This is a genomic window from Pseudomonas sp., assembly GCF_017744435.1.
In the GTDB taxonomy this organism is placed as follows: domain Bacteria; phylum Pseudomonadota; class Gammaproteobacteria; order Pseudomonadales; family Pseudomonadaceae; genus Aquipseudomonas.
Genome location: NZ_JAGIBG010000001.1, coordinates 1 through 24,808, shown reverse-complemented (window position 1 = coordinate 24,808; position 24,808 = coordinate 1). Strand labels below are relative to the sequence as shown.

General features: G+C 64.3%; 27 protein-coding genes. 12 read left to right on the top strand and 15 right to left on the bottom strand.

The window, feature by feature from the left end:
- Nucleotides 1-93: 93 nt before the first annotated feature.
- Both J7573_RS00135 and J7573_RS00130 read left to right on the top strand, forming a co-directional pair.
- The gene (locus J7573_RS00135) at nucleotides 94-282 is read left to right on the top strand and encodes a hypothetical protein (protein WP_110638228.1); all 189 of its coding nucleotides are present in this window, start codon (nucleotides 94-96) and stop codon (nucleotides 280-282) included.
- 160 nt (nucleotides 283-442) lie between these two features.
- A complete protein-coding gene (locus J7573_RS00130; RefSeq protein ID WP_085676972.1) occupies nucleotides 443-745 on the top strand; it encodes a hypothetical protein in 303 nt (100 codons plus the stop codon).
- On the opposite strand, the gene J7573_RS00125 is transcribed toward J7573_RS00130, so the two are convergent.
- From J7573_RS00125 to ampC, 3 genes are all read right to left on the bottom strand, one after another.
- Complete coding sequence (locus tag J7573_RS00125) at nucleotides 736-1,158, bottom strand: group II truncated hemoglobin (protein ID WP_294323386.1); 423 nt, start codon at nucleotides 1,156-1,158, stop codon at nucleotides 736-738. The two genes, J7573_RS00130 and J7573_RS00125, sit on opposite strands and share 10 nt — an antisense overlap.
- Before the next feature lie 87 nt (nucleotides 1,159-1,245).
- The gene (locus tag J7573_RS00120; RefSeq protein ID WP_027916800.1) at nucleotides 1,246-1,578 is read right to left on the bottom strand and encodes a hypothetical protein; all 333 of its coding nucleotides are present in this window, start codon (nucleotides 1,576-1,578) and stop codon (nucleotides 1,246-1,248) included.
- 304 nt (nucleotides 1,579-1,882) lie between these two features.
- On the bottom strand, nucleotides 1,883-3,019 hold the full coding sequence (gene ampC, locus J7573_RS00115) for a class C beta-lactamase (protein WP_294323382.1): 1,137 nt from the start codon (nucleotides 3,017-3,019) through the stop codon (nucleotides 1,883-1,885).
- A gap of 122 nt (nucleotides 3,020-3,141) precedes the next feature.
- On the opposite strand from ampC, the gene J7573_RS00110 reads away from it, so the two are divergent.
- The gene (locus J7573_RS00110; RefSeq protein ID WP_294323380.1) at nucleotides 3,142-4,146 is read left to right on the top strand and encodes a bile acid:sodium symporter family protein; all 1,005 of its coding nucleotides are present in this window, start codon (nucleotides 3,142-3,144) and stop codon (nucleotides 4,144-4,146) included.
- A 65-nt stretch (nucleotides 4,147-4,211) separates the two neighbouring features.
- Here the strand turns inward: J7573_RS00110 and J7573_RS00105 are convergent, their stop codons facing one another.
- Nucleotides 4,212-4,805 (bottom strand): DUF4157 domain-containing protein, encoded by a 594-nt coding sequence (locus J7573_RS00105; protein WP_294323378.1) that lies wholly within the window; start codon nucleotides 4,803-4,805, stop codon nucleotides 4,212-4,214.
- Nucleotides 4,792-5,355: a TetR/AcrR family transcriptional regulator gene (locus tag J7573_RS00100; protein ID WP_294323376.1), complete on the bottom strand. Its 564-nt coding sequence runs from the start codon at nucleotides 5,353-5,355 to the stop codon at nucleotides 4,792-4,794. The genes J7573_RS00105 and J7573_RS00100 overlap by 14 nt, the downstream gene beginning before the upstream one ends.
- An 87-nt stretch (nucleotides 5,356-5,442) precedes the next feature.
- On the opposite strand from J7573_RS00100, the gene J7573_RS00095 reads away from it, so the two are divergent.
- Nucleotides 5,443-6,174 (top strand): SDR family oxidoreductase, encoded by a 732-nt coding sequence (locus tag J7573_RS00095; protein ID WP_294323373.1) that lies wholly within the window; start codon nucleotides 5,443-5,445, stop codon nucleotides 6,172-6,174.
- A gap of 26 nt (nucleotides 6,175-6,200) precedes the next feature.
- Nucleotides 6,201-6,794, top strand: a complete 594-nt coding sequence (locus tag J7573_RS00090; RefSeq protein WP_294323370.1) for a 2-hydroxychromene-2-carboxylate isomerase — start codon at nucleotides 6,201-6,203, stop codon at nucleotides 6,792-6,794.
- Between the two features lie 38 nt (nucleotides 6,795-6,832).
- Here the strand turns inward: J7573_RS00090 and J7573_RS00085 are convergent, their stop codons facing one another.
- The 4 genes from J7573_RS00085 to J7573_RS00070 form a co-directional block, all read right to left on the bottom strand.
- Entirely contained in the window at nucleotides 6,833-7,378 is a 546-nt protein-coding gene (locus tag J7573_RS00085) for a cupin domain-containing protein (protein ID WP_027916793.1), read from the bottom strand.
- Nucleotides 7,379-7,456: 78 nt separating this feature from the next.
- Nucleotides 7,457-8,662 (bottom strand): MFS transporter, encoded by a 1,206-nt coding sequence (locus tag J7573_RS00080; RefSeq protein ID WP_294323360.1) that lies wholly within the window; start codon nucleotides 8,660-8,662, stop codon nucleotides 7,457-7,459.
- Between the two features lie 87 nt (nucleotides 8,663-8,749).
- Nucleotides 8,750-9,283, bottom strand: a complete 534-nt coding sequence (locus J7573_RS00075) for a cytochrome b (protein WP_294323358.1) — start codon at nucleotides 9,281-9,283, stop codon at nucleotides 8,750-8,752.
- Nucleotides 9,280-10,326 (bottom strand): catalase family peroxidase, encoded by a 1,047-nt coding sequence (locus J7573_RS00070; RefSeq protein ID WP_294323356.1) that lies wholly within the window; start codon nucleotides 10,324-10,326, stop codon nucleotides 9,280-9,282. Before J7573_RS00070 ends, J7573_RS00075 begins: the two co-directional genes overlap by 4 nt.
- A gap of 130 nt (nucleotides 10,327-10,456) precedes the next feature.
- On the opposite strand from J7573_RS00070, the gene J7573_RS00065 reads away from it, so the two are divergent.
- Together J7573_RS00065 and J7573_RS00060 are read left to right on the top strand one after the other, a co-directional pair.
- Nucleotides 10,457-10,978 carry a sigma-70 family RNA polymerase sigma factor gene (locus tag J7573_RS00065; protein WP_294323355.1) on the top strand — a complete coding sequence of 174 codons (522 nt, stop codon included), beginning with the start codon at nucleotides 10,457-10,459 and terminating at the stop codon, nucleotides 10,976-10,978.
- Nucleotides 10,975-11,727 carry an anti-sigma factor gene (locus J7573_RS00060; protein WP_294323351.1) on the top strand — a complete coding sequence of 251 codons (753 nt, stop codon included), beginning with the start codon at nucleotides 10,975-10,977 and terminating at the stop codon, nucleotides 11,725-11,727. The genes J7573_RS00065 and J7573_RS00060 overlap by 4 nt, the downstream gene beginning before the upstream one ends.
- A 115-nt stretch (nucleotides 11,728-11,842) precedes the next feature.
- Here the strand turns inward: J7573_RS00060 and xthA are convergent, their stop codons facing one another.
- Nucleotides 11,843-12,655, bottom strand: a complete 813-nt coding sequence (xthA, locus tag J7573_RS00055; RefSeq protein ID WP_294323349.1) for an exodeoxyribonuclease III — start codon at nucleotides 12,653-12,655, stop codon at nucleotides 11,843-11,845.
- Between the two features lie 163 nt (nucleotides 12,656-12,818).
- Here xthA and J7573_RS00050 point away from each other — a divergent pair, with 163 nt between their 5' ends.
- From J7573_RS00050 to J7573_RS00040, 3 genes are read left to right on the top strand one after another with little or no spacing between them, the layout of a single operon-like run.
- On the top strand, nucleotides 12,819-13,469 hold the full coding sequence (locus J7573_RS00050) for a GNAT family N-acetyltransferase (RefSeq protein ID WP_294323346.1): 651 nt from the start codon (nucleotides 12,819-12,821) through the stop codon (nucleotides 13,467-13,469).
- Between the two features lie 53 nt (nucleotides 13,470-13,522).
- Entirely contained in the window at nucleotides 13,523-15,265 is a 1,743-nt protein-coding gene (locus tag J7573_RS00045; protein ID WP_294323344.1) for an autotransporter assembly complex family protein, read from the top strand.
- On the top strand, nucleotides 15,262-18,936 hold the full coding sequence (locus J7573_RS00040; protein WP_294323341.1) for a translocation/assembly module TamB domain-containing protein: 3,675 nt from the start codon (nucleotides 15,262-15,264) through the stop codon (nucleotides 18,934-18,936). Before J7573_RS00045 ends, J7573_RS00040 begins: the two co-directional genes overlap by 4 nt.
- A gap of 6 nt (nucleotides 18,937-18,942) precedes the next feature.
- On the opposite strand, the gene J7573_RS00035 is transcribed toward J7573_RS00040, so the two are convergent.
- The 4 genes from J7573_RS00035 to J7573_RS00020 form a co-directional block, all read right to left on the bottom strand.
- On the bottom strand, nucleotides 18,943-19,500 hold the full coding sequence (locus J7573_RS00035) for a DUF2589 domain-containing protein (protein WP_294323339.1): 558 nt from the start codon (nucleotides 19,498-19,500) through the stop codon (nucleotides 18,943-18,945).
- Nucleotides 19,501-19,565: 65 nt separating this feature from the next.
- Nucleotides 19,566-20,222 carry a DUF2589 domain-containing protein gene (locus J7573_RS00030; RefSeq protein WP_294323334.1) on the bottom strand — a complete coding sequence of 219 codons (657 nt, stop codon included), beginning with the start codon at nucleotides 20,220-20,222 and terminating at the stop codon, nucleotides 19,566-19,568.
- A gap of 64 nt (nucleotides 20,223-20,286) precedes the next feature.
- A complete protein-coding gene (locus tag J7573_RS00025) occupies nucleotides 20,287-20,667 on the bottom strand; it encodes a Mor transcription activator family protein (RefSeq protein ID WP_294323332.1) in 381 nt (126 codons plus the stop codon).
- A 234-nt stretch (nucleotides 20,668-20,901) separates the two neighbouring features.
- Nucleotides 20,902-21,360, bottom strand: coding sequence for a hypothetical protein (locus J7573_RS00020; RefSeq protein WP_294323329.1), 459 nt, complete (start codon nucleotides 21,358-21,360; stop codon nucleotides 20,902-20,904).
- A gap of 148 nt (nucleotides 21,361-21,508) precedes the next feature.
- Between J7573_RS00020 and J7573_RS00015 the strand changes: the two genes are divergently transcribed.
- Nucleotides 21,509-21,697, top strand: coding sequence for a hypothetical protein (locus tag J7573_RS00015; RefSeq protein ID WP_003248064.1), 189 nt, complete (start codon nucleotides 21,509-21,511; stop codon nucleotides 21,695-21,697).
- Between the two features lie 35 nt (nucleotides 21,698-21,732).
- Here the strand turns inward: J7573_RS00015 and J7573_RS00010 are convergent, their stop codons facing one another.
- Complete coding sequence (locus J7573_RS00010; RefSeq protein WP_294322966.1) at nucleotides 21,733-22,107, bottom strand: fe2+ zn2+ uptake regulation protein; 375 nt, start codon at nucleotides 22,105-22,107, stop codon at nucleotides 21,733-21,735.
- Between the two features lie 203 nt (nucleotides 22,108-22,310).
- Between J7573_RS00010 and J7573_RS00005 the strand changes: the two genes are divergently transcribed.
- Nucleotides 22,311-24,623, top strand: a complete 2,313-nt coding sequence (locus tag J7573_RS00005) for an acylase (RefSeq protein WP_294322963.1) — start codon at nucleotides 22,311-22,313, stop codon at nucleotides 24,621-24,623.
- Nucleotides 24,624-24,808 lie beyond the last annotated feature (185 nt).

Below are 24,808 nucleotides of genomic sequence, written 5' to 3'. Positions count from 1 at the left end.
CCGCTTGTGACCGGCTAGTCTCACTGGCATAGGTCGCGTTTTTCAGGTCAGCCCATTGCTGGCCGACGCGGGCGCCACGGAATGGAGACAGGCATGAGCGACACCTTTTTCGAAGACACGAACGATGCATTCCCGATCAACAGCCAGGTACGTTGCGGTCAGGCGGCATTCAACCTGGGCTTCGCCCACATGACCCTGGACGACTCGGAAAACCTCAAGCCTGCACACCTGCAGCGCATCAAGAAGGGCCGTTTCACACCACGGGTGCCAGCCAGGAAGTAAGCCTCGAAAAAGTGAACCTGCTCACACAACCCCGCCCGATGGCGGGGTTTTTTGTGGGTGTTGCTTGACCCTGCTCATGGTAACCGTGGGTTGCCCTCGCGATGGCGGCGCAGTTGTGGTTTTCTGGCGCGGCATCCAGGAAAGAGAGGATTGATTTTTCATGCGAGTCAGGGACGAGACCTATTGGCAGTGGGCCGACGCACAGTTGCATAGCCGCTGCCATGACGAAGTGCTCAGTGACGGCACTTCGCTGGATATCCAGGTGCGCCTGTCGCGGCTCGGCGCAACGCAGCTGTTCCTCGGGCTCTACGGCCAGGACGGCAGGGCGCTGCTGGAGGAGTACTACCCGGCGCGGCCCGGCGAAACCATGACCCGCGCGCTGGTGTGGGGCGTGGACCGGGCTCGGGCGTTGGCCACCGGCGCGTTGCCGTTACCCGTGCTGCAGCGGCGCCTTCAGGCCTGAGGGTGGCGGGCGCTGGCGGCCTGGACGATACGCTGGGCTGGCACCGCCAGCTGGCGCAGCAGGTAGTCGGCGAACGCCGGCTCCCAGGGCTGCAAGGCAATTGCTTCACGCATGCAGGTCAGCCAGATCGCTGCGTGCTGCGCGTCGATCGGCCATTGCGCATGGAATGATGGAATACCGATCGAGCCGTAGCGTTCGGCGTACAGCCGTGGCCCGCCCAGCCAACCACTGAGGAAGCACGCCAGCTTGTCGCGTGAGCCGGCGAGGTCGGCCGGGTGCATCTGCCGCACCGGGGCGGCTGCCGGGTCCTTGTCCATCAGCCGATAGAAGTCGTCGACCAGCCGGCGCAGGCCATCGATGCCGCCGGCGGCCTGGTAGGAGGCATCGCCAGTGCCAAATGCAGGGGTAGTCATGTTGGGCTCCAATCTCGAGCCGACATTCTAGCAGGCATGAAAAAGCCCGGCCTATGCAGGCCGGGCTTCATAAGTGGCGGCGAACCCTCAGTTCAGCGGTTCGATCACCTTGACTGCCTGCCGCTCACGGGCGGCGGGCCATTCTTGTTGCAGGGTCTGCAGCACGCGGCCGACGAACTCGGTATCGGCGGCGGCCTTCTTGCCGACGTAGCCTTGGCCACGGCGGTAGACCTTGAAGCGGGCGCGCATGCTGGGCAGGTGCGCTTCGAATTCATCTTCGACCGTGTTCGGCGGCAGGCGGTCGATGCGCACCTCGCCGGTCTGGCTGACCCACAGCAGGTGGTCGTCGAGGCTGTCCTTGCGTACCGCGAACAGCTGGGCCAATTGGTCGATAGTCGGATTGTTGTTCAAGTTCATCATAAAGCCCCCATCACCTATTTGTTGTTGATTTTCACAGTTGGCGCCACAGGTTGTAGCGCACTACCAAGGCTGCTACAGCAGCATCGCAACAGGGGCTTTCTCACGCTGCCTTTTGGACAGATTCCCTCTCCACGGACGGCCTGCGTTACCGCGCAAGCCGTCTGGAACACCCTTGCCACCGCTCCCGATCAGGGAGACGGCTTCATCATGCACAAGGCTGATGAACGGCGTCAATGCTTTTGTAGTGAATATTTTTCGTCACTACATTCTTGTCATATTGTCTGGCAATCTGTTCGGCGGTGACTCAGCGGTCGAGCCCGGAAAGTATCTGGAAGGCCGCACGCACACGGGCTTCGTTGGGGTAATTGCGGTTGGCGAGCAGGACAATGGCCTTGCCTTCGGACGGAATGAAGGCGGCGTAGGCGCCGAAGCCGCTGGTGGAGCCGGTCTTGTTGTACCAGGCGGCGGGCAGGGCCGGGAGCGCCGGGTTCAGGCGCTGGGTGGCCTGGGGCTCACGAATCAGGCGCGGGCTGTTGCCATCGACCAGCGTCTCCAGCGCGACTGGGTAAGGGTAGCGTTCCCAACCCAGGCCCTGGGTCATGGCGCCCACCTTGAAGTAGCCGGCCTGGGTGATGGCGGTGGCCTTGCGCAGTGTCTGTGGCAATTCGGCAGGCTGCATGTGCAGGCGCACGTAGCGCAGCAGGTCGCTGGCGCTGGTCTTGATGCCGTAGGCTTCGTCGGCGTAGGGGCCGGGGCTGACGCGCACCGGGTGGTTCTGTGCGTCATAGCCCTGTGCGTACAGCGCCTGTGCTGTTTGCGGCACTTGCAGGTAGGTGTGCTGCAGGCCCAGCTGCGGTAGCAGGTGCTCGGTCATGATGGCTGCGAAGGGCTTGTGTTGCGCACGTGCCGCAAGGTCGCCGAACAGGCCAAGGCTCGGGTTGGAGTAGCAGCGCTGGGTGCCATGCTCGGTGCGCGGCTTCCAGTTGCGGAAGAATGCCAACGTCTGCTCCGGCGTCTGTACTTCATCGGGGAACTGCAACGGCAGGCAATCGGCGCTGTAGGCGCCAAACTCCAGCACGCTGTCCTCGCCCAGGGGCGAGCCGGCAAGCGCGGGCTGGTAGCGTCGGGCAGGGGCCTCAAGGTCGAGTTTGCCTTCGGCACTGGCCAGGGCGGCGAGGGTGGCGGTGTAGGTCTTGCTCAGCGAGCCGATCTCGAACAGGGTGTCGGCGGTGACCGCACTGCCATCGGCCTTGCTGGCCACGCCATAGCTGAAGTAATGGGCCTGCCCGTTGGCGTAGACCGCCACGGCCATGCCGGCGATATCCTGCTCTTTCATCAGGGGCCGGATGACTTCGTCCACCTGGGCTTGCAACGGCTCGGCAGCATGCGCACAGGCGAAGCCGAACAGGATGAACAGTGGCGCTAGACGTACAAGTGGCATGCAAAGGTCCTTTTTTGGGGTGTGGCCGTCGTGGGTGTGTCCGTTGAGCGACACCGATGGGGGTTCCGGCGTTAGCGGGAAAAAACCCAAGACCTTATCGTCTGGCCTTGCACAACGACAAGATGGAAACTGTTATGAAGTATTTGCGCATGTTGTTCGACAATTTCACCCTGTGCCTGCTCGGGGTGGTGTTGATTGCCACCGTGCTGCCTTGCTCGGGCGACGGCGCGGTGTATTTCGGCTGGCTGACCAACCTGGCGATCGGCCTGCTGTTCTTCCTGCACGGCGCCAAGCTGTCGCGCGAGGCGATCATCGCCGGTGCTGGCCATTGGCGCCTGCACCTGCTGGTGTTCTCCTGCACCTTCGTGATGTTCCCGCTGCTGGGCCTGGCGTTCAAGCCGCTGTTCGTGCCGCTGGTGGGCAACGAACTGTACCTCGGCGTGCTGTACCTGTGCGCGCTGCCTGCCACCGTGCAGTCGGCCATCGCCTTCACCTCGCTGGCCCGCGGCAATGTGCCGGCAGCCATCTGCAGTGCGGCGGCTTCCAGCCTGATCGGCATCTTCCTGACCCCGCTGCTGGTGGTGATGCTGCTGGGCGCCAGTGGTGATACCGGTTCGGGGCTGGACGCGGTATTGAAGATCACCTTGCAGTTGCTGGTGCCGTTCGTCGCCGGGCAGGTCGCACGCCGCTGGATCGGTGCCTGGGTCAAGAAAAATGCCCGCTGGCTGAAGATGGTGGACCAGGGTTCTATCCTGCTGGTGGTGTACACCGCGTTCAGCGAGGCCGTGGTTACCGGCCTGTGGCACACGGTATCGCCGCAGCATCTGGCTGGGCTGTTCGCCGTGTGCGGCATCCTGCTGGCGGTGGTGCTGTTCGGCACGCGCATGCTGGGCAAGGTGCTGGGCTTCAGCCTGGAAGACCGCATCACCATCCTGTTCGCCGGTTCCAAGAAGAGCCTGGCTACCGGGGTGCCGATGGCCCAGGTGCTGTTCGTGGGGAGCGGCATTGGCGCGATGATCCTGCCGCTGATGCTGTTCCACCAGATCCAGCTGATGGTGTGTGCGGTGCTGGCGCAGCGCTATGCCAGCCGCGAGCAGGTGGGTGAGGGCGCTGCCGCTTCTTCCTGAAAGATGTGTGTTGCCTGTACTGGCCTCTTCGCGGGCACGCCCGCTCCCACAGAGGCCAGTGCAGGCTACCGAGCCTGCCCGGAACTGCGCTCGCGCAATGCCTTCCCCACCTCGGCCTCGATCTTGTAGGCCGGCCCTTCCAGCTCCTCGTAGTTGCGCGTATAGCGCCGGGCAAACTCGTTCACCCCCAGTTGCTGATACTGCTGCACATGCTTGAGCTCGTGGGCCCACAACGCCACGTTGTCCTCGGCATCGCTGGCGTGGCGGAAGATGATGGTATCGATCAGGGTCACCGCGTTCACGTCCGGGTTCTGCAGCATGGCGTTGGCCGCCGTGACCTGCTGCTCGTCACCGACCCGGTAGCGCGCGGCATCGAGCACGGCAAAGTCATACCAGGGCTCCAGTTGTGCGCGGATGTGCAAGGGGATCGGTTGAGTGCCACTGGCAGTGGCTTCGTCACGAGCCTGTTGCAAGGCAAACGCCAGGCTGCTCGACGCCACCGTTTCGACATCCTTGAGCACCTGCCCGGCCTGGCCGGGGTCGATCGGCGCGCAGAAACAGCCCATCAGGCACACCTGATACTGCCCAGGCGGGCAGGCCTGTTCGGCCAGGGCGGGCGCTGCCAGCAGCAGCCCCAACAGCAGGTTAATCCGCTTCATTCAATGCCCTGTCGACAAAGCCTTTGCTGGCATCGAGCAACTGCTGTTGCACCGCTTCACTGGCCAGCATGCGCCCGACCACCAGTGCGCCGACGCACTGACTGATCAGCACCCAGGCCAGCGCCGGGTCTTCCAGGGTTTCGCTCCACGCGGCATGCAGGCTCACCAGCCAGTGCTCGGCCTCTTCGCGCACAGGTTGTTCGGCGCGGGCGATTTCCACTCCCAAGGGCGGCAGCGGGCAGCCGCCTTCGGCATTGTGCAGGTGCGCCAGGCTCAGGTACTGCTGCAGGCAGCGGGCCAGGCGTTCGCGGCTGGCACCCTGGTTGGCCAGGCGGGCCAGCGGGCTGTTGCACAGCTCCTGGCGGACCACTTCGGTGAACAAGTCGTCCTTGGACGGGAAATGGTTGTAGAACGCGCCGCCGGTCAGGCCGATGGCCTTCATCAGCCCGGCCACGCCGGTGCTGGAAAAACCGCCGCGCTTGGCCAGCGCGCCGCTGCTGGCCAGCAACTTGTCGCGGGTCTGCTGCTTGTGTTCGGTGGAGTAGCGCATGCACGACCTCTTCGCGCTGCTTGACGATGGGGGCGATCATAACATAGCGTTCGTTTACTAAACGATCATTCACCAATGGAGGCAGGCATGGCAGAACAACAAAAAGTGGTGCTGGTGATCGGGGCCGGGGACGCCACCGGTGGCGCGATCGCCAAGCGATTTGCCCGTGAGGGTTATGTCGCGTGTGTTACCCGGCGCCAGGCAGAAAAGCTGCAGCCGCTGATCGACGAGATCCGCGCTGCTGGGGGCCAGGCCCATGGCTTTGGCTCGGATGCGCGCAAGGAGGAAGAGGTTGCCGAACTGGTCGATACCATCGAGCGTGATATTGGCCCGATCGAAGCGTTTGTTTTCAATATCGGCGCCAATGTGCCGTGCAGCATCCTTGAGGAGACACCGCGCAAGTACTTCAAGATCTGGGAAATGGCCTGCTTCGCCGGCTTCCTCACCGCCCAGGCCGTGGCCCGGCGCATGGTCACCCGTGAGCGCGGTACTCTCCTCTTCACTGGCGCCACCGCAGGCACGCGTGGTGCCGCCGGTTTTGCCGCCTTCGCCGGGGCCAAGCACGGGTTGCGCGCCCTGGCCCAGAGCATGGCGCGGGAGCTCGGCCCGCGGAACATCCACGTGGCCCATGTGGTGGTGGATGGTGCCATCGACACCGCGTTCATCCGCGACAGTTTCCCGGAACGCTACGCGCTGAAGGATCAGGACGGCATTCTCGACCCGGCGCACATCGCCGACAGCTACTGGTTCCTGCATGCGCAGCCCCGTGATGCCTGGACCTTCGAACTGGACCTGCGCCCTTGGATGGAGCGCTGGTAAGCCTGACCGACCAAGGAGTGTGATGCATGAGCAAGACCGTGGAGTTCTACTTCGACCTGGGCAGCCCGGCCAGCTATCTGGCCTGGACCCAGCTGCCTGCTATCTGCGCCCGGCATGGCGCGACCCTGGTATACCGGCCGATGCTGCTTGGTGGGGTGTTCCAGGCCACCGGCAACGCTTCGCCGGCGATGATCCCTGCCAAGGGCCGCTACATGTTCACCGACCTTGGCCGTTATGCCCGCCGCTATGGCGTGCCATTCGGCCTGCCGCCGGGGTTCCCGGTGAACACCCTGACCCTGATGCGCGGTGCCATCGGCATGCAGCTTCGCGCGTCAGCGCAGTTCGAAGCGCTGTTGGCCGTGCTGTACAAGGGGCTGTGGGAGCAGCGGCGCAACTTGAGCGATGGCCCGACATTGGATGAAACGCTCGGCCAGGCCGGCTTCGACCCAGCGGCATTTCATGCGCTGGCGGCGGATGTCGAAGTAAAGGCCGAACTCAAGCGGGTGACCGAAGAGGCAGTTGCGCGGGGTGTATTCGGTGCGCCGACCTGCTTTGTCGACGGGGAGATGTTCTTCGGCCAGGATCGCCTGGATTTCGTCGAAGAAGCGCTGAGCCGTTAAGGGAGGATGGCCTCGCCCTGGGCGAGGCCAAACCGGGCTCAGAAATTGGCCGGGGTGTTGGCGCTGATGATTTCCGCCTCGTCCTGGCCAATGTTCTTGAAGCTGTGCGGCAGGGTAGTGGGGATGTAGTAACCATCGCCCGAGTTGAGGATGCTCACCTGGCCATCGACCCACAGTTCCACGGTGCCGCGGGTGACCAGGCCACATTCTTCGCCTTCGGCATGCACGATCGGCTCGCCGGAATCGGCACCCGGGGCGTAGAGTTCACGTAGCATGCGCATCTGCCGGGCTTCGACGCTGGCGCCGACCAGCAGCATGCGCAGGCCATTACGGCCCAGGTCCGGCTGCTCGCTGGCGCGGAACACGAAGCGCTCTTCGCGCACCGGCTCGTCGAAGCTGAAGAACTCGGCCAGGGTCATGGGGATCCCTTCGAGCAGCTTTTTCAGGGAGCTGACCGACGGACTGACACGGTTCTGTTCGATCTGCGAGATCGTCGAATTGGTCAATCCGCTGCGGCGGGCCAGTTCCCGTTGGGAGAGGTTGTTGCGTTCACGCACCAGTTTGAGTCGCGTCCCCGTGTCCATAGCCGCCTTGTAATCAGAGGTGTTTAAAATAATTAGCGACGCATTAAAACACACTCTGCACGCTTGCGCGCTGTGCTTTCAGGCGCGTTGGTCACGCGGCAACGGCCACAGCCCGACCAGCAGCAAAAGCACTGCCACCGCCAGGAATGGCAGGCGTGGGTCCAGGGCGTAGACCAGCGTTCCGGCCAGCGGGCCGATCACCGCGCCCATGCCCTGGGCGGCGCCAATCGAGCCTGCGGTGGCACCTTGTTCCGAGGCCTGCATGGCATTGGCCGCCAGCGCGGAAAACGCCGGGAACACGAAGCCCATGCCAGCCGCGGCGACAAAGTAGCAACTCCACAGCCAGGGCGCCGTGGTGGCCGCCGCGCCACAGGCGAAGCCCAGCGCCGACACACTGGCGCCGACCCGGATCATCTTCAAGGGCGGCCATTCCAATTGGCGCAGCAGCACCTGCGACAGGATCAGCGCCACCCCGACGGTGGTCAGGGCGATGCCGGCAGCCTGGGCGGCATCGGTCGGCGCCAGCTGCAGACGGTCGAGGGCGAAAAAGCCGACGACGATCTGCGATACCGTGACACTGAGCATGGCGCTGAACGCCACCAGCAGTGGCCGGCGCAGGCGGGGGTCGCTGAGCCGGACAGGGCTGGGCGCATGGCTTTGCGCAAGGGGCTGGGGTTTGAGCTTGAACAGCAGCACCAGGAAGGCGCTGGCCGGCAACAGCGACATGACATGGAACGGCAGGCTGAGGCTGTGCTGTGCCAGCACGGCCGCCAGCGCCGGCCCCACCACCAGGCCCACGGCATTGGCCGCGCCCAGCGAAGCCATGGCCCGCGCCCGGCGCTGTGGCTCGACATGGTCGGCGATCAGTGCGTTGCAGCCCACCGGGATGGCGGCGTAGAAGGCGCCGATGCAACCGCGTGCGAGCATCAGGCCGAAGAACGCCAGGCCCGCCCCCGGCAACCAGCGCAGCGCCCCTTCGACGAACAGGCACAGCAGCCAGTAGGCCAGGGTGAAACCGGCGCTGCCCAGCAGCAGGATGCGGCGGCGCCCCAGGCGGTCGGACAACCGCCCCCACGGGCGCGCCAGCAGCACCCAGACCACGCCGGCCACGGTCACTGCCGCCCCGGCTTGCCAGGTGGCCATGCCCAGCAGGCGCGAGATCGGCCCGATCAGCGCGACGAAGGCCATCATCGACATGGTGCAGGCCATGTTGGCCAGTAGCAGCGGGCGCATGTCCAGGGTGTTGGCGGGTGTCAGTAGTGCAGGGTCCTTTGCGACGTTCATAAGGCAGTCCAGGGCAGGTCGACAAGAAAGCTGCCGAGCTTAATGAGAATAATTGCTGTTTGTCGATCCCGCCCGGGCATCAGCCTGTCATTCGCTGCGCCGCACGGGGCCTGGCCACATGCTACGCAACACGCCGTCCCGACGCACCAGGGCATGCATCAACGCCGCCCCCAGGTGCACCAGCACGGTGGCGAACAACAGGTAGCCGGCCCAGCCATGGGCCTGGCGCAGCACGGCATACAATTGCAGGTCATGCGGGGCGATGGCGGGCAACTGCAGGGGGCGTGGGTAGCCGCCTGCCGACAGCATCGCCCAGCCCAGCAGCGGCATGGCCAGCATCAGGCCGTAGAGCAGCAGATGCGAGGCGCCGGCAGCAAAGCGCTGAAACGCCGGCAGATCGGCGGGCAGTGGCGGATGTGGCAAGGTCAGGCGCAGGCCTATGCGCACGATCACCAGTACCAGCAATGCCAGGCCTGTGGCCTTGTGCAGTTCGACCAGCAGCGGGTGGCGCGGTGACAGGTCGCCGACCATGCTCACGCCGATGAACAGCATGCTGATGATCAGGATCGCCATCAGCCAGTGCACCAGGCGCGCCAAGGGGTGGAAGACTTCAGGTTTCATCGCTGTGCTCCTGCGCCGAGAGACTCGCGGCTGCGGCGGTTGAAGGATTCCGAATAGGCGGCCGAACGGGCGGCGAGGATCGGGTCGGCAGACGGTTCGATGCCACTGGGCAGGATCAACGGGTCGAAGTTCAGGTCACGGCAAGCACCTTGCTCGGGGGCGTCCACGTGCTCGACCACCAGGGTGCCGGCATCGACGCTGCGGCGCTCGGCTGGCCATGGGCGGGCCGGGTCGTCCACCGCATCGCCCGGGTCGGCCAGTACCAGGCGCAAGGTCCAGCGCAGCGGCCCTTGGGCCAGGCGCTGTTGCAGGTCGTGCTGGAGGAACTGCTTGTCGTCGACCTGGCCGGGCAGGGCGGTGAATGGCGTTTGCGGTTCGAGCTGCCAGCGTACCGGGTGCGCCGAACCGCTGGCATCGATCAGGCGGAAGGCGTTGATGCTGTGGTACTGGGTGCTGGCGAAGCTGTCGCTGGGCTTGTAGCCCGCCGCCCACTGGCGAAACGCTGCGCTTTCCGGGTGAGCGGCGAAGAATGCCTGCAGCTTCGCCGGGTCCGGCTTGCCGGTGGCCGGGTCTGGCGCGCCTGCCAGTACCTGGTCGTAGAAGCCCTGCGGGGTGCTGACCGCCAGCACCGGCGGGTTGTTCATGCCGGTACGCCAGACCTGGCCGTCATCGGTACTCAGCTGGATCGCCAGGCTGCGCACCGGTACGCCGGTGTCCGGGGCGAACGGGTTGGCACCGCCGATGGCGAAGCGGCCGATCACCGGCACCCGCGCCTGGCTGAAGGCCCGTGCAGTCGACAAGCTCGCGGCCTGGCCGCTGGGCTGGAAGTAGCCACTGATGCACAGGCCCTTGGCGTGGTTCTTGCGATAGCCCGGATAGTGGCCTGCCTGGGCCTCGAAGGTGTCGATGATGCGTTGTGGCGTCAGCTGCGGCCCGCCGATCCAGCCAGCGGCATAGGCGAAGCCGGCGCCCAGCGCCAGCATCACGGCGCCGATGCCGGCCAGGCGCAGTGCCTTGGCGGGGCCTTGCAAGGGTGAGTTCATGGTCGTCTTCCGGTTCAGTGAAGGTACCGGTACGACGGAGCAGGGAAAAACTTATTCCATCGGCGGGAATAGATTTTCTCGCCAGGCGTCTGCCCCATACACTGATAACCCCAGCGCCCGGTACCTGACCATGCACGATCTGGACGAACAGCAGTGGCGTGAGCTGTTGCAGCGCCTGCGCCGCTTTGCCTTGTGGCTGACCCGCGAGCCCGGCAGCGCCGATGACCTGGTTCAGGCCACGGTCGAACGCGCCTTGAGCCGCCGTGGCCAGCAACGCGAAGCCGAAGCCCTGCGCGCCTGGCTGTTCACCATTCTTTATCGGCTGTTTCTCGACGGTAAGCGCCGCGATCGCTTGCATGCTCGCTGGCTGTCGTGGTTCGGCCGCAGCGCCCCGGAACACGAAGCGGTGGGCGGCAATACCGAGGACATCGTCCTGGCCCAGGCCGACCTGCAGGCCTTCGCCCAGCTGTCGACCGAACAGCGGGCCTTGCTGCTGCTGGTCAGCATCGAGGGGCTGAGTTACAAGGAAGCGGCCGTGGCCCTGGAAATCCCTATTGGCACGGTGATGTCGCGCCTGTCGCGCGCCCGTGCCGCGTTGCGTGAACTGACCGAGGGCAACCCCCAGCCGCCGGCCTTGCGGAGACTCAAATGACACGCCTGATCCCTGGTGAAGACGAGCTGCATGCCTACATCGACGACCGCCTGGAGCCGGCGCGGCGCGCAGAGGTACAGGCCTGGCTGGCGGCCAACCCGCAGGAAGCGGCGCGGGTCGAAGCCTGGCGCAACGATGCCCGGCGCCTGCGTGCGGCCTTGGCAGGGTTTGCCGAGCAGCCTGGGGCGGCCACGCTCGACCTGCGCCAGGTGCAGCAGCGAGTGCGCCAGCGCCGACAGCGGCGGCTGGCTTCGGCGGCGGTGTTGCTGCTGGCCATGGGCGTCGGCGGGTTGGGTGGCTGGCAGGCACGGCAAGTGACCTTGGCCAGCAATGAACTGCCGATGGCCGATGCGGTGCAGGCCCATCGGTTGTTCGCCGGCAGTGAGGCACTGGATATCCAGGCCAGCGACCCGGCGCAGCTGCGCGACTGGCTGGCCCGGCATTTCAGCCGCGTGGGGCAGTTGCCGGACCTGGCGGGTTACGGCTTTCAGCCGGTGGGCGCGCGGCTGCTCAGCAACGAGCAGGGGCCGGCGGCGCTGCTGGTGTTCCAGGATCGCAACGGCCAGCGCATCAGCCTGTTCCTGCGCTCACCGGGTGACCGCTATGAGCGCATGCCGCAGGGGCAGCGGGTTGATGGGCAACTGGAGGCGCGTTACTGGTCGCATGGGGCGTACAACTTTGCCCTGGTCAGCGCAGCGGACGATGGGCGTGGGGCAGGGGTAGGGGAGGCGTTGCGCCTGGGGCTTTAACGGCTATCGTGTGTGCCTCTTCGCGGGCAAGCCCGCTCCCACAGGCATTTCACTATTCTCCAGGGCAGTGAAATACCTGTGGGAGCGGGCTTGCCCGCGAAAGCGTCGGGTCAGGTCAGCTCAATTCGAGCCAGATCGGCGCATGGTCGGAAGGCTTTTCCATTCCGCGCAGCTCATAATCCACGCCGGCCGCCTTGATCCGCGGCACCAGGGCCTGGGAGGCCATGATCAGGTCGATGCGCAGGCCGCGCTTGGGTTCGTCCTCGAAGCCGCGGCTGCGGTAGTCGAACCAGCTGAAGCGGTCGGCCACGTCCGGGTGCAGGTGGCGGAAACTGTCCACCAGGCCCCAGCCCTTGAGACGCTCCATCCACTCGCGCTCTTCCGGCAGGAAGCTGCACTTGCCAGTCTTCAGCCAGCGCTTGGCGTTGTCCGGGCCGATACCGATGTCGCAGTCCTGGGGCGAGATGTTCATGTCGCCCATCACCAGTACCGGCTGGTCGTTCTTGAACTGCCCTTCGAGCAACGCTTGCAGGTCGCTGTAGAAGCGCTGCTTGGCCGGGAACTTGGTAGGGTGGTCACGGCTTTCGCCTTGCGGGAAGTAGCCGTTCATGATGGTGATCGGGTTGCCGTCGGCATCGGTGAAGGTGCCCCAGATGAAGCGGCGCTGGGCATCTTCTTCATCCGTGGCAAAACCCTTGAACAGGCTCAGCGGCGCCTGGCGCGAGAGTAGGGCGACCCCGTAGTGGCCCTTCTGGCCATGGTAGTGCACGTGGTAGCCCAGTGCCTGGACATCGGCCAGAGGGAACTGATCGTCGCTGACTTTGGTTTCCTGCAGGCCGATCACGTCCGGCTGGTGCTTTTCGATCAGCGCCGCCAGCTGGTGCGGGCGGGCCCGCAGGCCGTTGATGTTGAAACAGACGATCTTCATGGAAAGACAATCCTGGTAAAAGGCCGGATGCTAGCCGACATCGGCGTTCATCACCAGCGTGGCGGCTTGGCCAAGGCACTGCTAACGTGCTGGGTGAGGTGAACGATGCGCTGTGGAGCACCTCCAAGGCACTGACATGCCCCTTCCAGGAGGACGACCCACCATGCACGAAGCCACTGCCGCCCAAGCGCGCATCTGCACCCTCGATGACGGCTACAGCCGTGAGGCACGCTCGTTGCTGTACAACGCCTACCGCCACGAACCGACCTTCGCCTATATCTTCGAGGCCCAGCGCCCGGGCTACGAACGTCGGCTGCGGGTGATGGTGCGCGAGTGGGTACGCCAGCACTTCTACCTGCAGTTGCCGGCCATCGGCCTGCTGCTGGAAGACCGCCTGATCGCCCTGGCCCTGATCGTGCCGCCGCAACGCCGCCTGGGTGTGGCCGACAGCTGGGCCTGGCGTTTGCGCATGCTGCTGGGCACCGGCCAGCGCTGCACCCGGCGTTACATGGATTACCAGGCGGCGCTGGCCAGCTGCCTGCCGGCGGGGCAGGTGCATATGCTGCCGCTGCTGGGGGTGCATCCGCAATTTCGTGGATGTCACTACGGCGAACAATTGTTACAAGCTGTTCACGACTGGTGCGCGGAAGACCCCAATACCCAGGGCGTGGTGCTGGACTCTGGCAACGAACATTACCTGGCCTTTTACGCACGCCAGGGCTATGAAGAGATAGGCGAGGTGGCTGTAGGGCCAATCCGGGAAAGGGTATTCTTTCACCCCAATCCAGTGTCATCCATGTCATCAATTGCTTGAACAAGGCCGCCAGGCGCCTCCCTTGAGCGCCTGGCTCTGGTAGCATGCGCCGCATGACGTATTCAGGAAGACTAACCTGGGGCCTGGTTTTCTGGGCCGCCAGTGTTGCAGCATGGGGCCAGAGCGAGTTGCTGGTGAAGGTAAAACCCGCCAACAAGGAGCTCAAGGCCAATGTCGAAGGCTATATTGGTACCCTTGGCGACCGCGATGAAGAAGCGCTGCTGCGTTTCAGTCGCGGGGCCCAGGAGCAGGCGCGCAAGGCCGCGCAGGCACTTGGCTACTATCAGGCGCAGATCGACACCGAGGTCAAGCCGCCGGCCAAGGCCGATCAGCACCCACAACTGATCATCAAGATCGACCCCGGCGAGCCGGTACGTCTGCGCAACGTGACCGTGCGCATCGAAGGGCCGGCCAGCGAGATGAAAGCCTTTCGCGTGCCTGACAGCCGTGCACTGCGTGCGGGCGAACCGCTCAACCATGGCCTGTACGAAGATGCCAAGCGGCTGATCCAGAACCAGGCTTCGCGTTATGGCTTCTTCAGTGGCCACTTCACACGCCAGCGCCTGGCGGTCGACCCTCAGGCCGGCGTGGCTGATATCGAGCTGGTTTACCAGAGCGGTCCGCGTTATCGCCTCGGGGCCGTGAAATTCAGCGGCGACACGCCGCTCGACGAAGACCTGCTGCAACGCATGGTCTCGTTCAAGCCCGGCACGCCCTACGACTCCGAACTGATCGCCCAACTCAACAACGACCTGCAATCGAGCGGCTATTTCGAAGGCGTGCGGGTTGATGCCGCACCCACTGCGGCGGTAGGCGAAGACATCCCGGTGGACGTCCGCCTCGACACCCGCAAGCCCCGCACCATGGGCCTGGGCCTGGGCTTCTCGACCGACGTGGGGCCGCGTGGCAAGGCCAACTGGACACGGCACTGGGTCAACCCGCAAGGCCACAGCTATGGCTGGGAAACCGAGCTTTCGGCACCGCGGCAGAACGTCGGCTTGTGGTACGACGTGCCTCTGGATCCACCCTTGACCGACAAGCTGCGCTTCGCCGGCGGCTACCAGAACGAAGAAATCGCCGGCACCGACACCCTCAGCAAGCTGCTGACCGTCGGCCCGGAGTGGCACAGCAAGCTGGCCAGCGGCTGGCAGCGGGTAATCTCGCTCAAGTACCAGCGCGAAGAGTACAGCCTGGGCGATGATTCGGGGCTGAGCCACCTGCTGATGCCAGGTGTGAGCTTTTCCTACCTGCGCAGCGACAACCGCATCGACCCGCACAACGGCTACCGTTTGCAGTTCGACACCCAGGTGGCCAAGGAAGGGCTGATGTCCGACACCAACCTGTTGCATGGCAATGTCCTGCTCAAGGGCCTGACCACCCTCGGCCACAACCACCGCTTTCTCGGGCGGGTGCAGTTCGGTGGCAGTGCCACCAACGGCTACAAGAACAACATTCCGCCGTCGCTGCGCTTCTTCGCCGGTGGCGACCAGAGCGTGCGCGGCTACGACTATCAGACTCTGTCGCCGAAGAACAGCGACGGCGACCGCATCGGCGGCCGCTACCTGGTCGCGGGCAGCGTCGAGTACCAGTATTCGCTGGCCGAAAAATGGCGGGTGGCAACCTTCGTCGACCAAGGCAACGCCTTCAACACGTTGGAGCTGCCCAGTCTCAAGACCGGGGTCGGTATCGGTGTGCGCTGGGTGTCGCCGGTCGGGCCGCTGCGCCTGGACCTGGCCAAGGCACTCGATGACGACGGTGGTATTCGCCTGCACTTCTCCATGGGGCCTGAGCTGTGATGCGTGTGTTGAAATTCATTCTGCTGGGTGTGCTCGGCAGCGTGTTGCTGGTGGCCTTGGCCCTGGGCGTTTTGCTGGGTACCGAAGGTGGCAGCCGCTGGGCACTCGGCCGGGTGCCAGGGCTGACTATCGACGATTTCCAGGGCCGCCTGGCGGGCACCTGGCAGGCCAGCCATTTGAGCTGGATCGACGGCGGCAACCATGTGCAAGTGGAGGCACCGCTGCTGAGCTGGTCACCGGCTTGCCTCCTGCGCGCCACGCTGTGTATTGACCAGTTGCAGGCCCAGCGGGTCGACATGGCCTTCGCACCAAGCGATCAACCGGCTGAAAGTGGCCCGCTGCAGTTACCCGCGCTGCGCTTGCCGGTGGCGATCGAGGTCGGTGAGGTAAAGGTGGGGCAGTTGCGCCTGGATGGCAGTGATCTGCTCGGCGATCTGCACCTGTCGGCGCATTGGACCGCGAGCGGACTGCGCATCGACAGCCTGCAGCTGCAGCGTGACGATTTGCGCGTGCAAGTGCAGGGCGATCTGCAGCCTGAGGGCGATTGGCCGGTGCAACTTCAAGGCCAGGTACAGTTACCTGCGGTGGAGGGCAAGGCTTGGCAGCTGGCGCTGAACGCAAAGGGGGAACTGCAGAAAACCCTCAGCCTCGACGCCACCAGCAGCGGCTACCTTGATGCCCGCCTGAGCGGGACGGTACAGGCCCTTGCCGAACACCTGCCGGCGAAACTGCAGATTCGCGCCGAGGCCTTCAAACCAACGGCATCGTTGCCCGACACGTTGCAGCTCAATCAGCTCGTGCTGGATGCCCAGGGCGATCTGCTCAAGGGCTACCAACTGTCTGGCAGTGCCAGCCTGCCGGCCGAGCAGGCACCGATCGCACTGGCGCTGAGCGGCAAGGTGGATGCCAAGGGCGCCAAGCTGGATGCCCTGGACCTGACCGCCAGTGACACCCAGCGCGTCAAGCTGCAGGCCAGCGCTGACTGGCAGCAGGCACTGAAGGCCGATGCCCAGCTGGATTGGCAGGACTTTCCGTGGCTGCGCCTGTACCCGCTGGAAGCCCCGCCGCAGGTTACCCTCAAGCGTTTCAATGCCCAGGTCCAATACCAGAATGGCAATTACCAAGGTACCTTCAACGGTGACCTCGACGGCCCGGCCGGGGCGTTCACCCTGGCCAGCCCGTTCGAAGGTGACCTGGGCCAGGTGCGCCTGCCGCAGCTGGCGCTGACGGCCGGGCAGGGCAAGGCGGCGGGCAGCGTCGCGTTGCGTTTCGCCGATACGCTGGCCTGGGACGTCGACCTGCAGTTGTCGGCGCTGGACCCGGCGTACTGGCTTGCCGAGCTGCCCGGTACCCTGGCCGGACCTCTGCGCAGCAAGGGTGAAATGAAAGGCGAGCAGCTCAGCCTGGATGCCCAGCTTGACCTCAAGGGGCGTCTGCGCGGGCAGCCGGCGGTGCTCAAAGTCGAGGCACAAGGGGCAGGCCAGAGCTGGACGCTCGGTGCGCTGGCCGTGCAGTTGGGCGATAACCGAATCAACGGCAGCGGCAGCCTGCAGCAGCGCCTGGCCGGGCGTGTCGACCTCGACCTGCCACGGCTCGGCCAGCTGTGGCCGAGGCTGCAAGGGCAGGTCAAGGGGCGCCTGGACGTCAGCGGCACGCTGAACGCGCCGCAAGGCAACCTGACCCTGCAAGGCCAGCAACTGGCACAGGAAGCAAACCGCCTCCAGCGGCTTGATCTGGAGGCGCGTCTGGACAGCGCCCAACGGGGCGTGATCGACCTCAAGGCCAACGGCATCCGCCTGGGCGACACGCTGCTGGGCACCTTGCAGGCCAATGGCAAGGGTGATATCCGCCAACAGGCGCTGACCCTGGCGCTGGATGGCCCACAACTCAAGCTCGACCTGGGCCTGGATGGCCAGCTGAACAAGGGTGACTGGCGTGGTCGCCTGGCCAGCGGCAGAATCCAGGCCGGCGGCCAGGACTGGCAACTGCAGGCACCGGCCCGGCTGCAGCGACTGGCCAGCGGTCAACTGGATTTCGGTGCCCACTGCTGGCGCTCCGGCCAGGCCAGCCTGTGCGGCGAGGACCAGCGCCTGGCACCCGAGCCGCGTCTGCGCTATCACCTCAAGCAGTTCCCGCTGGAGAGCCTGGCGCAATGGCTGCCGAAGGACTTCGCCTGGCAGGGCATGCTCAATGCCGACGTGAACCTGGATGTCCCGGCCAGCGGCCCTAAAGGCAGTGTTCGAGTCGACGCCAGTGGCGGTACGTTGCGCGTTCGCGACAAGGGCCGCTGGATCGACTTCCCTTACCAGACCCTGCGCCTGGACAGCACCCTGGCGCCACGCCGGGTTGATATACGCCTGGATTTTCGTGGCGAACGCCTGGGCGAACTGAGCCTGAACACGCGCCTCGATCCACTGGGCAAGAACAAGCCGTTGTCGGGCGACTTCCGCCTGGCCGGGCTGGACCTGTCGATTGCCCGTCCGTTCGTGCCGATGGTCGAGCGCCTGGCCGGGCAGTTGAATGGCAGCGGGCGCTTGACCGGCACCTTGCTGGCGCCACAGGTCAACGGCAACCTGATGCTCAGTGGCGGTGAGGTCAGTGGTGCCGAGTTGCCGGTCAGCCTGCAGGACCTTTCGCTGCAGGCCTTGATCGCTGGCGAGCAGGTGCAGCTCAACGGCGGCTGGCGCAGCGGCGAAGCCGGCCGCGGCCAGCTCAACGGCCACCTGACCTGGGGCCAGGCCCTGGGCATGGACCTGCGTCTGCAGGGCCAGCAGTTGCCCGTGACCGTCGAACCCTACGCCACACTGGAAGTCGCGCCAGATCTGAACCTGCGCCTGATCGATGACAAGCTGGCAGTGACCGGTAAAGTGCTGGTGCCCAAGGGCAAGATCGTTGTGCGCGAGTTGCCACCCTCTACCGTCAAGGTCTCGGACGACACCGTCATCGTCGGCCACCAGACCGAAGAGGGCAAACCGCCCATGGCGATGGCCATGGACATCGATGTGGTCGTGGGGCAGGACAAGCTGTCGTTCAGCGGCTTCGGCCTGACCGCCAACCTGCTGGGCCATGTGCACATCGGTGACAACATGGACACCCGTGGTGAATTGAGCCTGGCCGATGGTCGCTACCGTGCCTATGGCCAGCGCCTGACCATTCGCCGCGCACGGCTGTTGTTCGCCGGGCCCATCGACCAGCCTTATCTGGATATCGAGGCCATCCGCAAGGTCGATGATGTGATTGCTGGTATCCGCCTGAGTGGCAGTGCCGAGCAGCCGACCACCAGCGTGTTCTCGGAACCGGCCATGAGCCAGGAGCAGGCGTTGTCCTATTTGGTGCTCGGGCGCCCACTGGGGACTACCGGCGAGGACAACAACATGCTGGCCGAAGCGGCACTGGGCCTGGGCCTGGCAGGCAGCGCCGGGATTACCGGCAGCCTGGCATCGGGCCTGGGGATCGATGACTTCCAGCTGGACACCGAAGGCTCCGGTAACAGCACCAGCGTGGTGGCCAGTGGCAACCTGACCGAGAAGCTCAGCTTGCGCTACGGGGTCGGGGTGTTCGAGCCGGCCAATACCATTGCGCTGCGATACAAACTGAGCAAGAAGGTGTATCTGGAGGCTGCCAGTGGGCTGGCAAGCTCGCTGGATATCTTCTACAAGCGAGATTTTTGAGGGGCGTCAGCGTACGGTGGCGGCCTCGATGAATTCGTTGGATTCTGCAGGGGCAGGTGAGACGGGCTTGCGAACGGGGACGATCATCTTGGTGTACTCCTCGATCAGGCGGTTGAGTGCCTCGGGTGGTTCGCTGGCATGAAACTGCATGCGGATCTGCACTTCGTCAGGGTCGCGGGCTTCGCCCTGGCGGCCTTGCGCGCCGATCGTCACCTTGAAACTGGCTACGCCGGCCCGTTCATATTCCTCGTGCAAGGCACTTAGCCCCTCGGTGGCGTTGACCCGTACCGACAGGTCTACCTGCATGCGCTCCAAGGTCAGGCCCTTCGGCGCCACCAGGGCGAACAGTGGCACGCGCATCACATGCCTATCATCCATGGCGATCTCGACCATCTTGGCTTTCATCGGGCTACCCAGTGCCTGGGTGTCGCAGTCAAAAAACTGATCGAAGAGGTTGATGTATTGCTGGGCGATAAGACTGTTGGTGGCGGCGGCGGCCTCCTGCAATCCGCGGGTGATATCCCGCAGATCGACAGCGGTCATCGGCGAAAGTGGTTTGTCCAATGGATTGCCTCCTCAATCAGGAAGGTGCCCCACCGAGATAGGTGAGGCAAGCGGCTCGCACCTGATCAGTTACCCGGTGGTTGCGTCTTACTGTCGTCGGCGGCAGGGGGCTTGAGTGTGTCGTCTTGCGAAATCAAATCCGGGCTTTTCAACTCGGAGCCTTGCAAAACGGTCGGCTTGGTGGCCGCGTCGGTAAGGAAGTCGATCACCCGCATCATGGCCTCTGGTGGATCCTGGCGACGCAGCGAGGTATTGAACGCATAGCGTGCCCGGGTATCGGTCTTGCGGGTTTGTGTGGACTTGCTGCTGATGCTGCCTTTCACATCCAGTTTGAACGGGCCCCAACCCAGCGAGGCAGCCAGGTCGCCGCTCTTGCTCGATTCGCTGAAGTCCTCGGCCATCTGACTGATGGTCAGCTCGAACTCGACGTTACCTTCTTCGATGGTGATGTTCGGGTGGGTGATGGCGGCCAGCAGGGGCACCTTCATGGACTTGCTGACGATGCCTCTGTACTCGCCTTGTTCGTCAACGATGGTTTCGTCGTAGTCGAACTGGATGGCAACGGCTTTGCCATCTTGTACGCAGACCTGCATGAGGAAGTCCGCATAGGATTTGCTGGCAGTGACCTGCGCCTGGACCATCGCTTGCAGCGGTGCGGCGATCATGCGGTCCATGGGCAGGGCATTGACGACCGAACCGATAAGGCTGTTATCGATAGACATGGTGGTTATCTCATTTTGCAAGGCTTAGGAGGCGGCCACTCAGGGTGGTCGCGCGTGAGCACCTTCAACGAGGGCAATGCTCCTGACGGCGAATGTTGCCTATCTGGCGCAGGCTCAGGCCGTACTTGTCGGCCAGCAGGCTGCGGGACAGGCCGTTGGCGCTTTCTTTCTGGATCTGCAGGTTGCGCAGCTGGCGCAGGAAATGGTCTGCCTTGGGGATTTCCAGGGCCACGCCGGCAAAACGTTTGATCAAGGCGTCGAGCGCATCGGCCGGGAGTACGTCGGCGAGCTTGGTGCGCTCTCGGTGCTTTGGGATGTACTTGGGCCTGCCGCCGTAGGCGCAGGTCAGCTGGTAGGCGCTTTCAAGGCCGATGCATTCGATCAGGGCTTGCAACGAATGCGGTAACTGGCCGATGTCGATGGCGGTGAGATCTGGCAGTTCCATATGAGACTTCCTCGCGGTGGATGGAGCGCGATGCCTGTCGTTGGCATGGGGGAATTCTCGGTGAGCGACGAATGCTGTCGCTAGGCGCCAAGTGGGCTGGCAGTTGTAGTTTTGATGAGCAGGGCTTGCAGGCAACAATGCCTAGCGGTGTAGGACGATGCTTCAGTGCTGCCGTGCAGGCCCGATGTCACGTAGGGTCGCTCTATCCGCAGTGTCGGTAAGTGCCAACCCCTCTTACTTGCATGGATAGCTGTTCAGCAGGCTTGCACTGCCGAGGTAGGCATGGGCTCTATCTGCCTGCTCCTGCGGCAAGGTGCGCCAGTCGATGGTCAGGCAGAGGCTGTTCAAGGGCTGACCATCGCGCATGCCGATGACCCTGTCAGGGAAGGTACGCCGATAGCGGGCGAGGGTGTGGTTCACGGTTTCTACCTGATCCGCCTGCGCCAGCGTCTGACGGGCCAGTTCTGGCAGCAGTGGGTGAGGGATCGTGAAGTGGGCTTGCCCGGACGTGGCTTGCAGGTGCCCGGCAGCACGGGTTCTTTGCCAAAGTTGTTGCCATTGGCTGCTGCCTGCGTGGGTCGCCAGCTGGCTACCTAGCTTGAGCAATTGTTCAGGCGCAGCCTGGCGGGTGTCCAGGGCATGAATGGGAAGAGAGGGTGTGAGCAGCATGATGAACAGCGCGAAATTGCGCATGATGCCTCCAGCATGGATTGGGGAAATCCATGCTTTCAGGGTGGGCTCGCCACGCTAAGCAGGAAATACAGCGCCGCAAGCCATGGCCGTTGTATCATTGCGCCTGCTCATTGCGAGCCAAATGCCCCCGATGTTGAAGGATTTTTCGATGACACACGTGCAGCGCCTCAAATACTCGCTTCTGATCATCCTGGTGGTGCTGGGCCTCATGCTGGGCCTGTCGCATCTGCAGAAGCAAGGCACGATCAGTGAACAGACCTTCCAGATGCTGGCCATTGCCATTGCCGTGGTCGTAGTCGTGATCAACGGAATTCTGCGGCGCAAGGTCAAGCCCTGACGCCTGCCGGCCGGCCACGCCAGGCCGGCCTTCAGTCAGCGCGGCAAGGGCTGCTCGAGCACGGCGCGTGCTTCTGGCTTGAGGCTGTAGCACTTGTCGCTGCCAAGGCTGATCACACCCTCTGTGCATAGCCGCTTGAGCACCTCACGTACGCTCAGGAACGATAGCGGTATGTCCAGTTGTTCCAGTTGCGCATGCACGCCGCGTACGCCAATGCTGCGCCCGGTGCGGTCTGCGTTGTACAGCGCATCGATCACTTTCAGGCGAATAAGGCTGGTGCGCAGGCCGTATCCGCGCAGCAGTTCGCGAATCTGCACGTTGCCGGCACGCTCGTCCACGCAGTCGGCCGCTCCGTTGGCCGCTTTGCCTGGGGCGCATCCGGTCTGCACTGAGGGTTGCGGGTTGTACATGTGAATGCTCCTTTTCGTGGACTGTCCCGAAATATGGGTGCCTCACTGATTAGGACGAATGAGAACGGCAAATCTGCAGCTTCTGCCTGAAAAAAGATTTCTGCCGGTTTTTCATTAAGACGGTTCGCGGCGCGCGTGCGCGTAAAATTTTCATCCAGCCATTCGTCTGATCGGGAATGACCCCCTGAATCCGAGGAGTGCCCGTGTTGCCAATTTCGCGTCCCTTGACCTGTGCCAGCCTGGCGGCTGCCCTGGTCGCCTCAAGCGTAGCCGTGCAGGCGCGGGAACCCAGCGCTGATGCCAGTGCGCAGATCCGCCGTACCAGTTTTGGTGTGCCGCATATCGTCGCCCAGGGCGAGCGCGGCCTGGGCTATGGCATTGGCTATGCCTATGCCCAGGACAACCTGTGCCTGCTGGCCAACGAAGTGTTGACGGTCAATGGTGAGCGCTCGCGCTATTTCGGCGCCCAGGGCAAGACCCTCGAGCAACGCGACAACCTGGCCAGCGATCTGTTCTTCACCTGGCTGAACACGCCAGCGGCAGTCAGTGGCTTCATGCAGGACCAGCCAGCGCAGGTGCGAGAGCTGCTGCAGGGGTATGCCAGCGGTTTCAACCGCGCCCTGGCCGAGCGACGCAACCAAGGCCTGCCAGCGGAATGTGGCGATGGCCAGTGGGTACGCCCGATCACCAGCCAGGACCTGGTCAAACTGACCCGTCGCCTGTTGGCCGAAGGGGGCGTGGGCCAGTTCGCCGAAGCGCTGGCGGGCGCCCAGCCCCCCAAACTGGCCGCCCAGAAAACAGCCCCGGCCTTTGACGTGGCACTGGCCCAGCAGCAGCGCTTCGCCTCCGAGCGCGGCAGCAACGCCGTGGCAGTGGGGGCACAGCGCTCGGCCAATGGCCGTGGCTTGCTGCTGGCCAACCCGCACTTCCCGTGGATGGGTGGCATGCGTTTCTACCAGATGCAGCTGACCATTCCTGGCAAGCTGGATGTGATGGGGGCCGCTTTGCCTGGCCTGCCCGTGGTGAACATCGGCTTCAACCGTCACCTGGCCTGGACCCACACGGTGGACACCTCGAAACACTTCACCCTGTACCGTCTGCAACTGGACCCCAAGGACCCGACCCACTACCTGCAGGATGGCAAGTCCATCCCCATGGCACGGCAGGCCGTGAGCGTCACGGTCAAGGCCGCCGATGGTTCGCTCAGCCAGGTCGAGCGCCAGGTCTATAGCTCCAGTTTCGGGCCGGTGGTGCAGTGGCCCGGTCGACTGGATTGGGATACCCAGGCGGCCTATAGTCTGCGCGATGCCAACCTGGACAACACGCGCGTGCTGCAGCAGTGGTACCGCATCAACCAGGCCGACAGCCTGGATACCCTCAAGGGGTCCATCGAGCAGTTGCAGGGCATCCCCTGGGTCAACACCCTGGCGGTCGATGCCGCCGGCAAGGCGCTGTACCTGAACCAGTCCGTGGTGCCCTATGTCGATCAGCAGCTGCTGAGCGAGTGCAGCAACCCGGCGGCGCAAGGCCCTCTGGTGGTGCTGGACGGGTCGCGCAGCACCTGCCAGTGGAAGGTCGACGCCCAGGCCGCACAGCCTGGCATCTTCCCGGCGCGGATGCTGCCAAGCCTTGAGCGCAACGACTTCGTGCAGAACTCCAACGACCCGGCCTGGATGGCCAACCCGGCCCAGCCGTTGACCGGGTTCTCGCCATTGATCAGCCGCAGCGACCAGCCGTTGGGCATGCGCGGGCGTTTCGCCCTCGAGCGCCTGCAAGGCAACGCCAAGCTGGGTGTCGATGATTTGCAGCGCATGGTGCTGGATGACGACGTGTACCTGGCCAGCCTAGTGCTGCCCGACCTGCTGCAGTGGTGCAAAGGCGTTGAGGCGGACCTGCAGGCCGTGTGCGCCAGCCTCGCCGCATGGAATGGCAAGGCCGATTTGAACAGTGGTATCGGCCTGGTGCATTTCCAGAATATGGTCGAGAGCATGGCCAAACATCCGCAAAGCTGGCGCATGGCCTTCGACCCGGCAGACCCGCAGCACACCCCGCGTGGCTTGGCGGTGGAGCAGGCGGCAGTACGCAAGCTCTTGCGCGAAGCGGCGTTGGCGTCGTTGCAGCAAGTGGCCAAGGCCGGTGTGGAGGAGGGCAGCCGTTGGGGGCAGATCCAGCAAGCCGCCGATGGCACGCCGGTGCCGGGCGGGCCGCAGCAGCTGGGGGTCTATAATGCGATGTTCAGCGTGCCGCACGGACCGGGCAAGCGCCTGGTGGTCAGCGGTACCAGCTATCTGCAGTTGGTGAGTTTCACTGAAAATGGGCCACAGGCGCGTGGGCTGCTGGCGTTCTCGCAGTCCAGCGAAGCCGGTTCGGAACATTTCAGCGACCAGACCAAGGCGTTTGCCGCCAAGCAGCTGGCAGCGATGCCGTTTACCGAGGCACAGATCAAGGCGGACCCGGCGTATCGGCAGTATGTGATCAGTGAGCAGGACAAGGGAGCCGTGGCCAGCCGGCCTTGAGGCTTTAGCCTGCACAGGCCTCTTCGCGGGCACGTCGAATCGCCGCACCGCCGCTCCCACAGGATCACCACAGTTCCAAGGTATGTGGTGGACCTGTGGGAGCGGCGGTGCGGCGATTCGACGTGCCCGCGAAGAGGCCTGTGCAGGCTAAAGCCTCAAGGCCGGCTGGCCACGGCTCCCTTGTC

What these genes read in the sequence shown, in the direction of transcription:
- J7573_RS00090 (WP_294323370.1), top strand. Translation starts at nt 6,201, where the DNA reads ATGAGCAAGACCGTGGAGTTCTACTTCGACCTGGGCAGCCCGGCCAGC.
- J7573_RS00125 (WP_294323386.1), bottom strand. Translation starts at nt 1,158, where the DNA reads ATGACTACCCCTGCATTTGGCACTGGCGATGCCTCCTACCAGGCCGCC.
- J7573_RS00045 (WP_294323344.1), top strand. Translation starts at nt 13,523, where the DNA reads ATGACGTATTCAGGAAGACTAACCTGGGGCCTGGTTTTCTGGGCCGCC.
- J7573_RS00105 (WP_294323378.1), bottom strand. Translation starts at nt 4,805, where the DNA reads ATGAAGCGGATTAACCTGCTGTTGGGGCTGCTGCTGGCAGCGCCCGCC.
- J7573_RS00130 (WP_085676972.1), top strand. Translation starts at nt 443, where the DNA reads ATGCGAGTCAGGGACGAGACCTATTGGCAGTGGGCCGACGCACAGTTG.
- J7573_RS00020 (WP_294323329.1), bottom strand. Translation starts at nt 21,360, where the DNA reads ATGCGCAATTTCGCGCTGTTCATCATGCTGCTCACACCCTCTCTTCCC.
- ampC (WP_294323382.1), bottom strand. Translation starts at nt 3,019, where the DNA reads ATGCCACTTGTACGTCTAGCGCCACTGTTCATCCTGTTCGGCTTCGCC.
- J7573_RS00065 (WP_294323355.1), top strand. Translation starts at nt 10,457, where the DNA reads ATGCACGATCTGGACGAACAGCAGTGGCGTGAGCTGTTGCAGCGCCTG.
- J7573_RS00060 (WP_294323351.1), top strand. Translation starts at nt 10,975, where the DNA reads ATGACACGCCTGATCCCTGGTGAAGACGAGCTGCATGCCTACATCGAC.
- J7573_RS00100 (WP_294323376.1), bottom strand. Translation starts at nt 5,355, where the DNA reads ATGCGCTACTCCACCGAACACAAGCAGCAGACCCGCGACAAGTTGCTG.
- J7573_RS00010 (WP_294322966.1), bottom strand. Translation starts at nt 22,107, where the DNA reads ATGTACAACCCGCAACCCTCAGTGCAGACCGGATGCGCCCCAGGCAAA.
- J7573_RS00135 (WP_110638228.1), top strand. Translation starts at nt 94, where the DNA reads ATGAGCGACACCTTTTTCGAAGACACGAACGATGCATTCCCGATCAAC.
- J7573_RS00025 (WP_294323332.1), bottom strand. Translation starts at nt 20,667, where the DNA reads ATGGAACTGCCAGATCTCACCGCCATCGACATCGGCCAGTTACCGCAT.
- J7573_RS00085 (WP_027916793.1), bottom strand. Translation starts at nt 7,378, where the DNA reads ATGGACACGGGGACGCGACTCAAACTGGTGCGTGAACGCAACAACCTC.
- J7573_RS00075 (WP_294323358.1), bottom strand. Translation starts at nt 9,283, where the DNA reads ATGAAACCTGAAGTCTTCCACCCCTTGGCGCGCCTGGTGCACTGGCTG.
- J7573_RS00080 (WP_294323360.1), bottom strand. Translation starts at nt 8,662, where the DNA reads ATGAACGTCGCAAAGGACCCTGCACTACTGACACCCGCCAACACCCTG.
- J7573_RS00070 (WP_294323356.1), bottom strand. Translation starts at nt 10,326, where the DNA reads ATGAACTCACCCTTGCAAGGCCCCGCCAAGGCACTGCGCCTGGCCGGC.
- xthA (WP_294323349.1), bottom strand. Translation starts at nt 12,655, where the DNA reads ATGAAGATCGTCTGTTTCAACATCAACGGCCTGCGGGCCCGCCCGCAC.
- J7573_RS00095 (WP_294323373.1), top strand. Translation starts at nt 5,443, where the DNA reads ATGGCAGAACAACAAAAAGTGGTGCTGGTGATCGGGGCCGGGGACGCC.
- J7573_RS00110 (WP_294323380.1), top strand. Translation starts at nt 3,142, where the DNA reads ATGGAAACTGTTATGAAGTATTTGCGCATGTTGTTCGACAATTTCACC.
- J7573_RS00050 (WP_294323346.1), top strand. Translation starts at nt 12,819, where the DNA reads ATGCACGAAGCCACTGCCGCCCAAGCGCGCATCTGCACCCTCGATGAC.
- J7573_RS00030 (WP_294323334.1), bottom strand. Translation starts at nt 20,222, where the DNA reads ATGTCTATCGATAACAGCCTTATCGGTTCGGTCGTCAATGCCCTGCCC.
- J7573_RS00015 (WP_003248064.1), top strand. Translation starts at nt 21,509, where the DNA reads ATGACACACGTGCAGCGCCTCAAATACTCGCTTCTGATCATCCTGGTG.
- J7573_RS00120 (WP_027916800.1), bottom strand. Translation starts at nt 1,578, where the DNA reads ATGATGAACTTGAACAACAATCCGACTATCGACCAATTGGCCCAGCTG.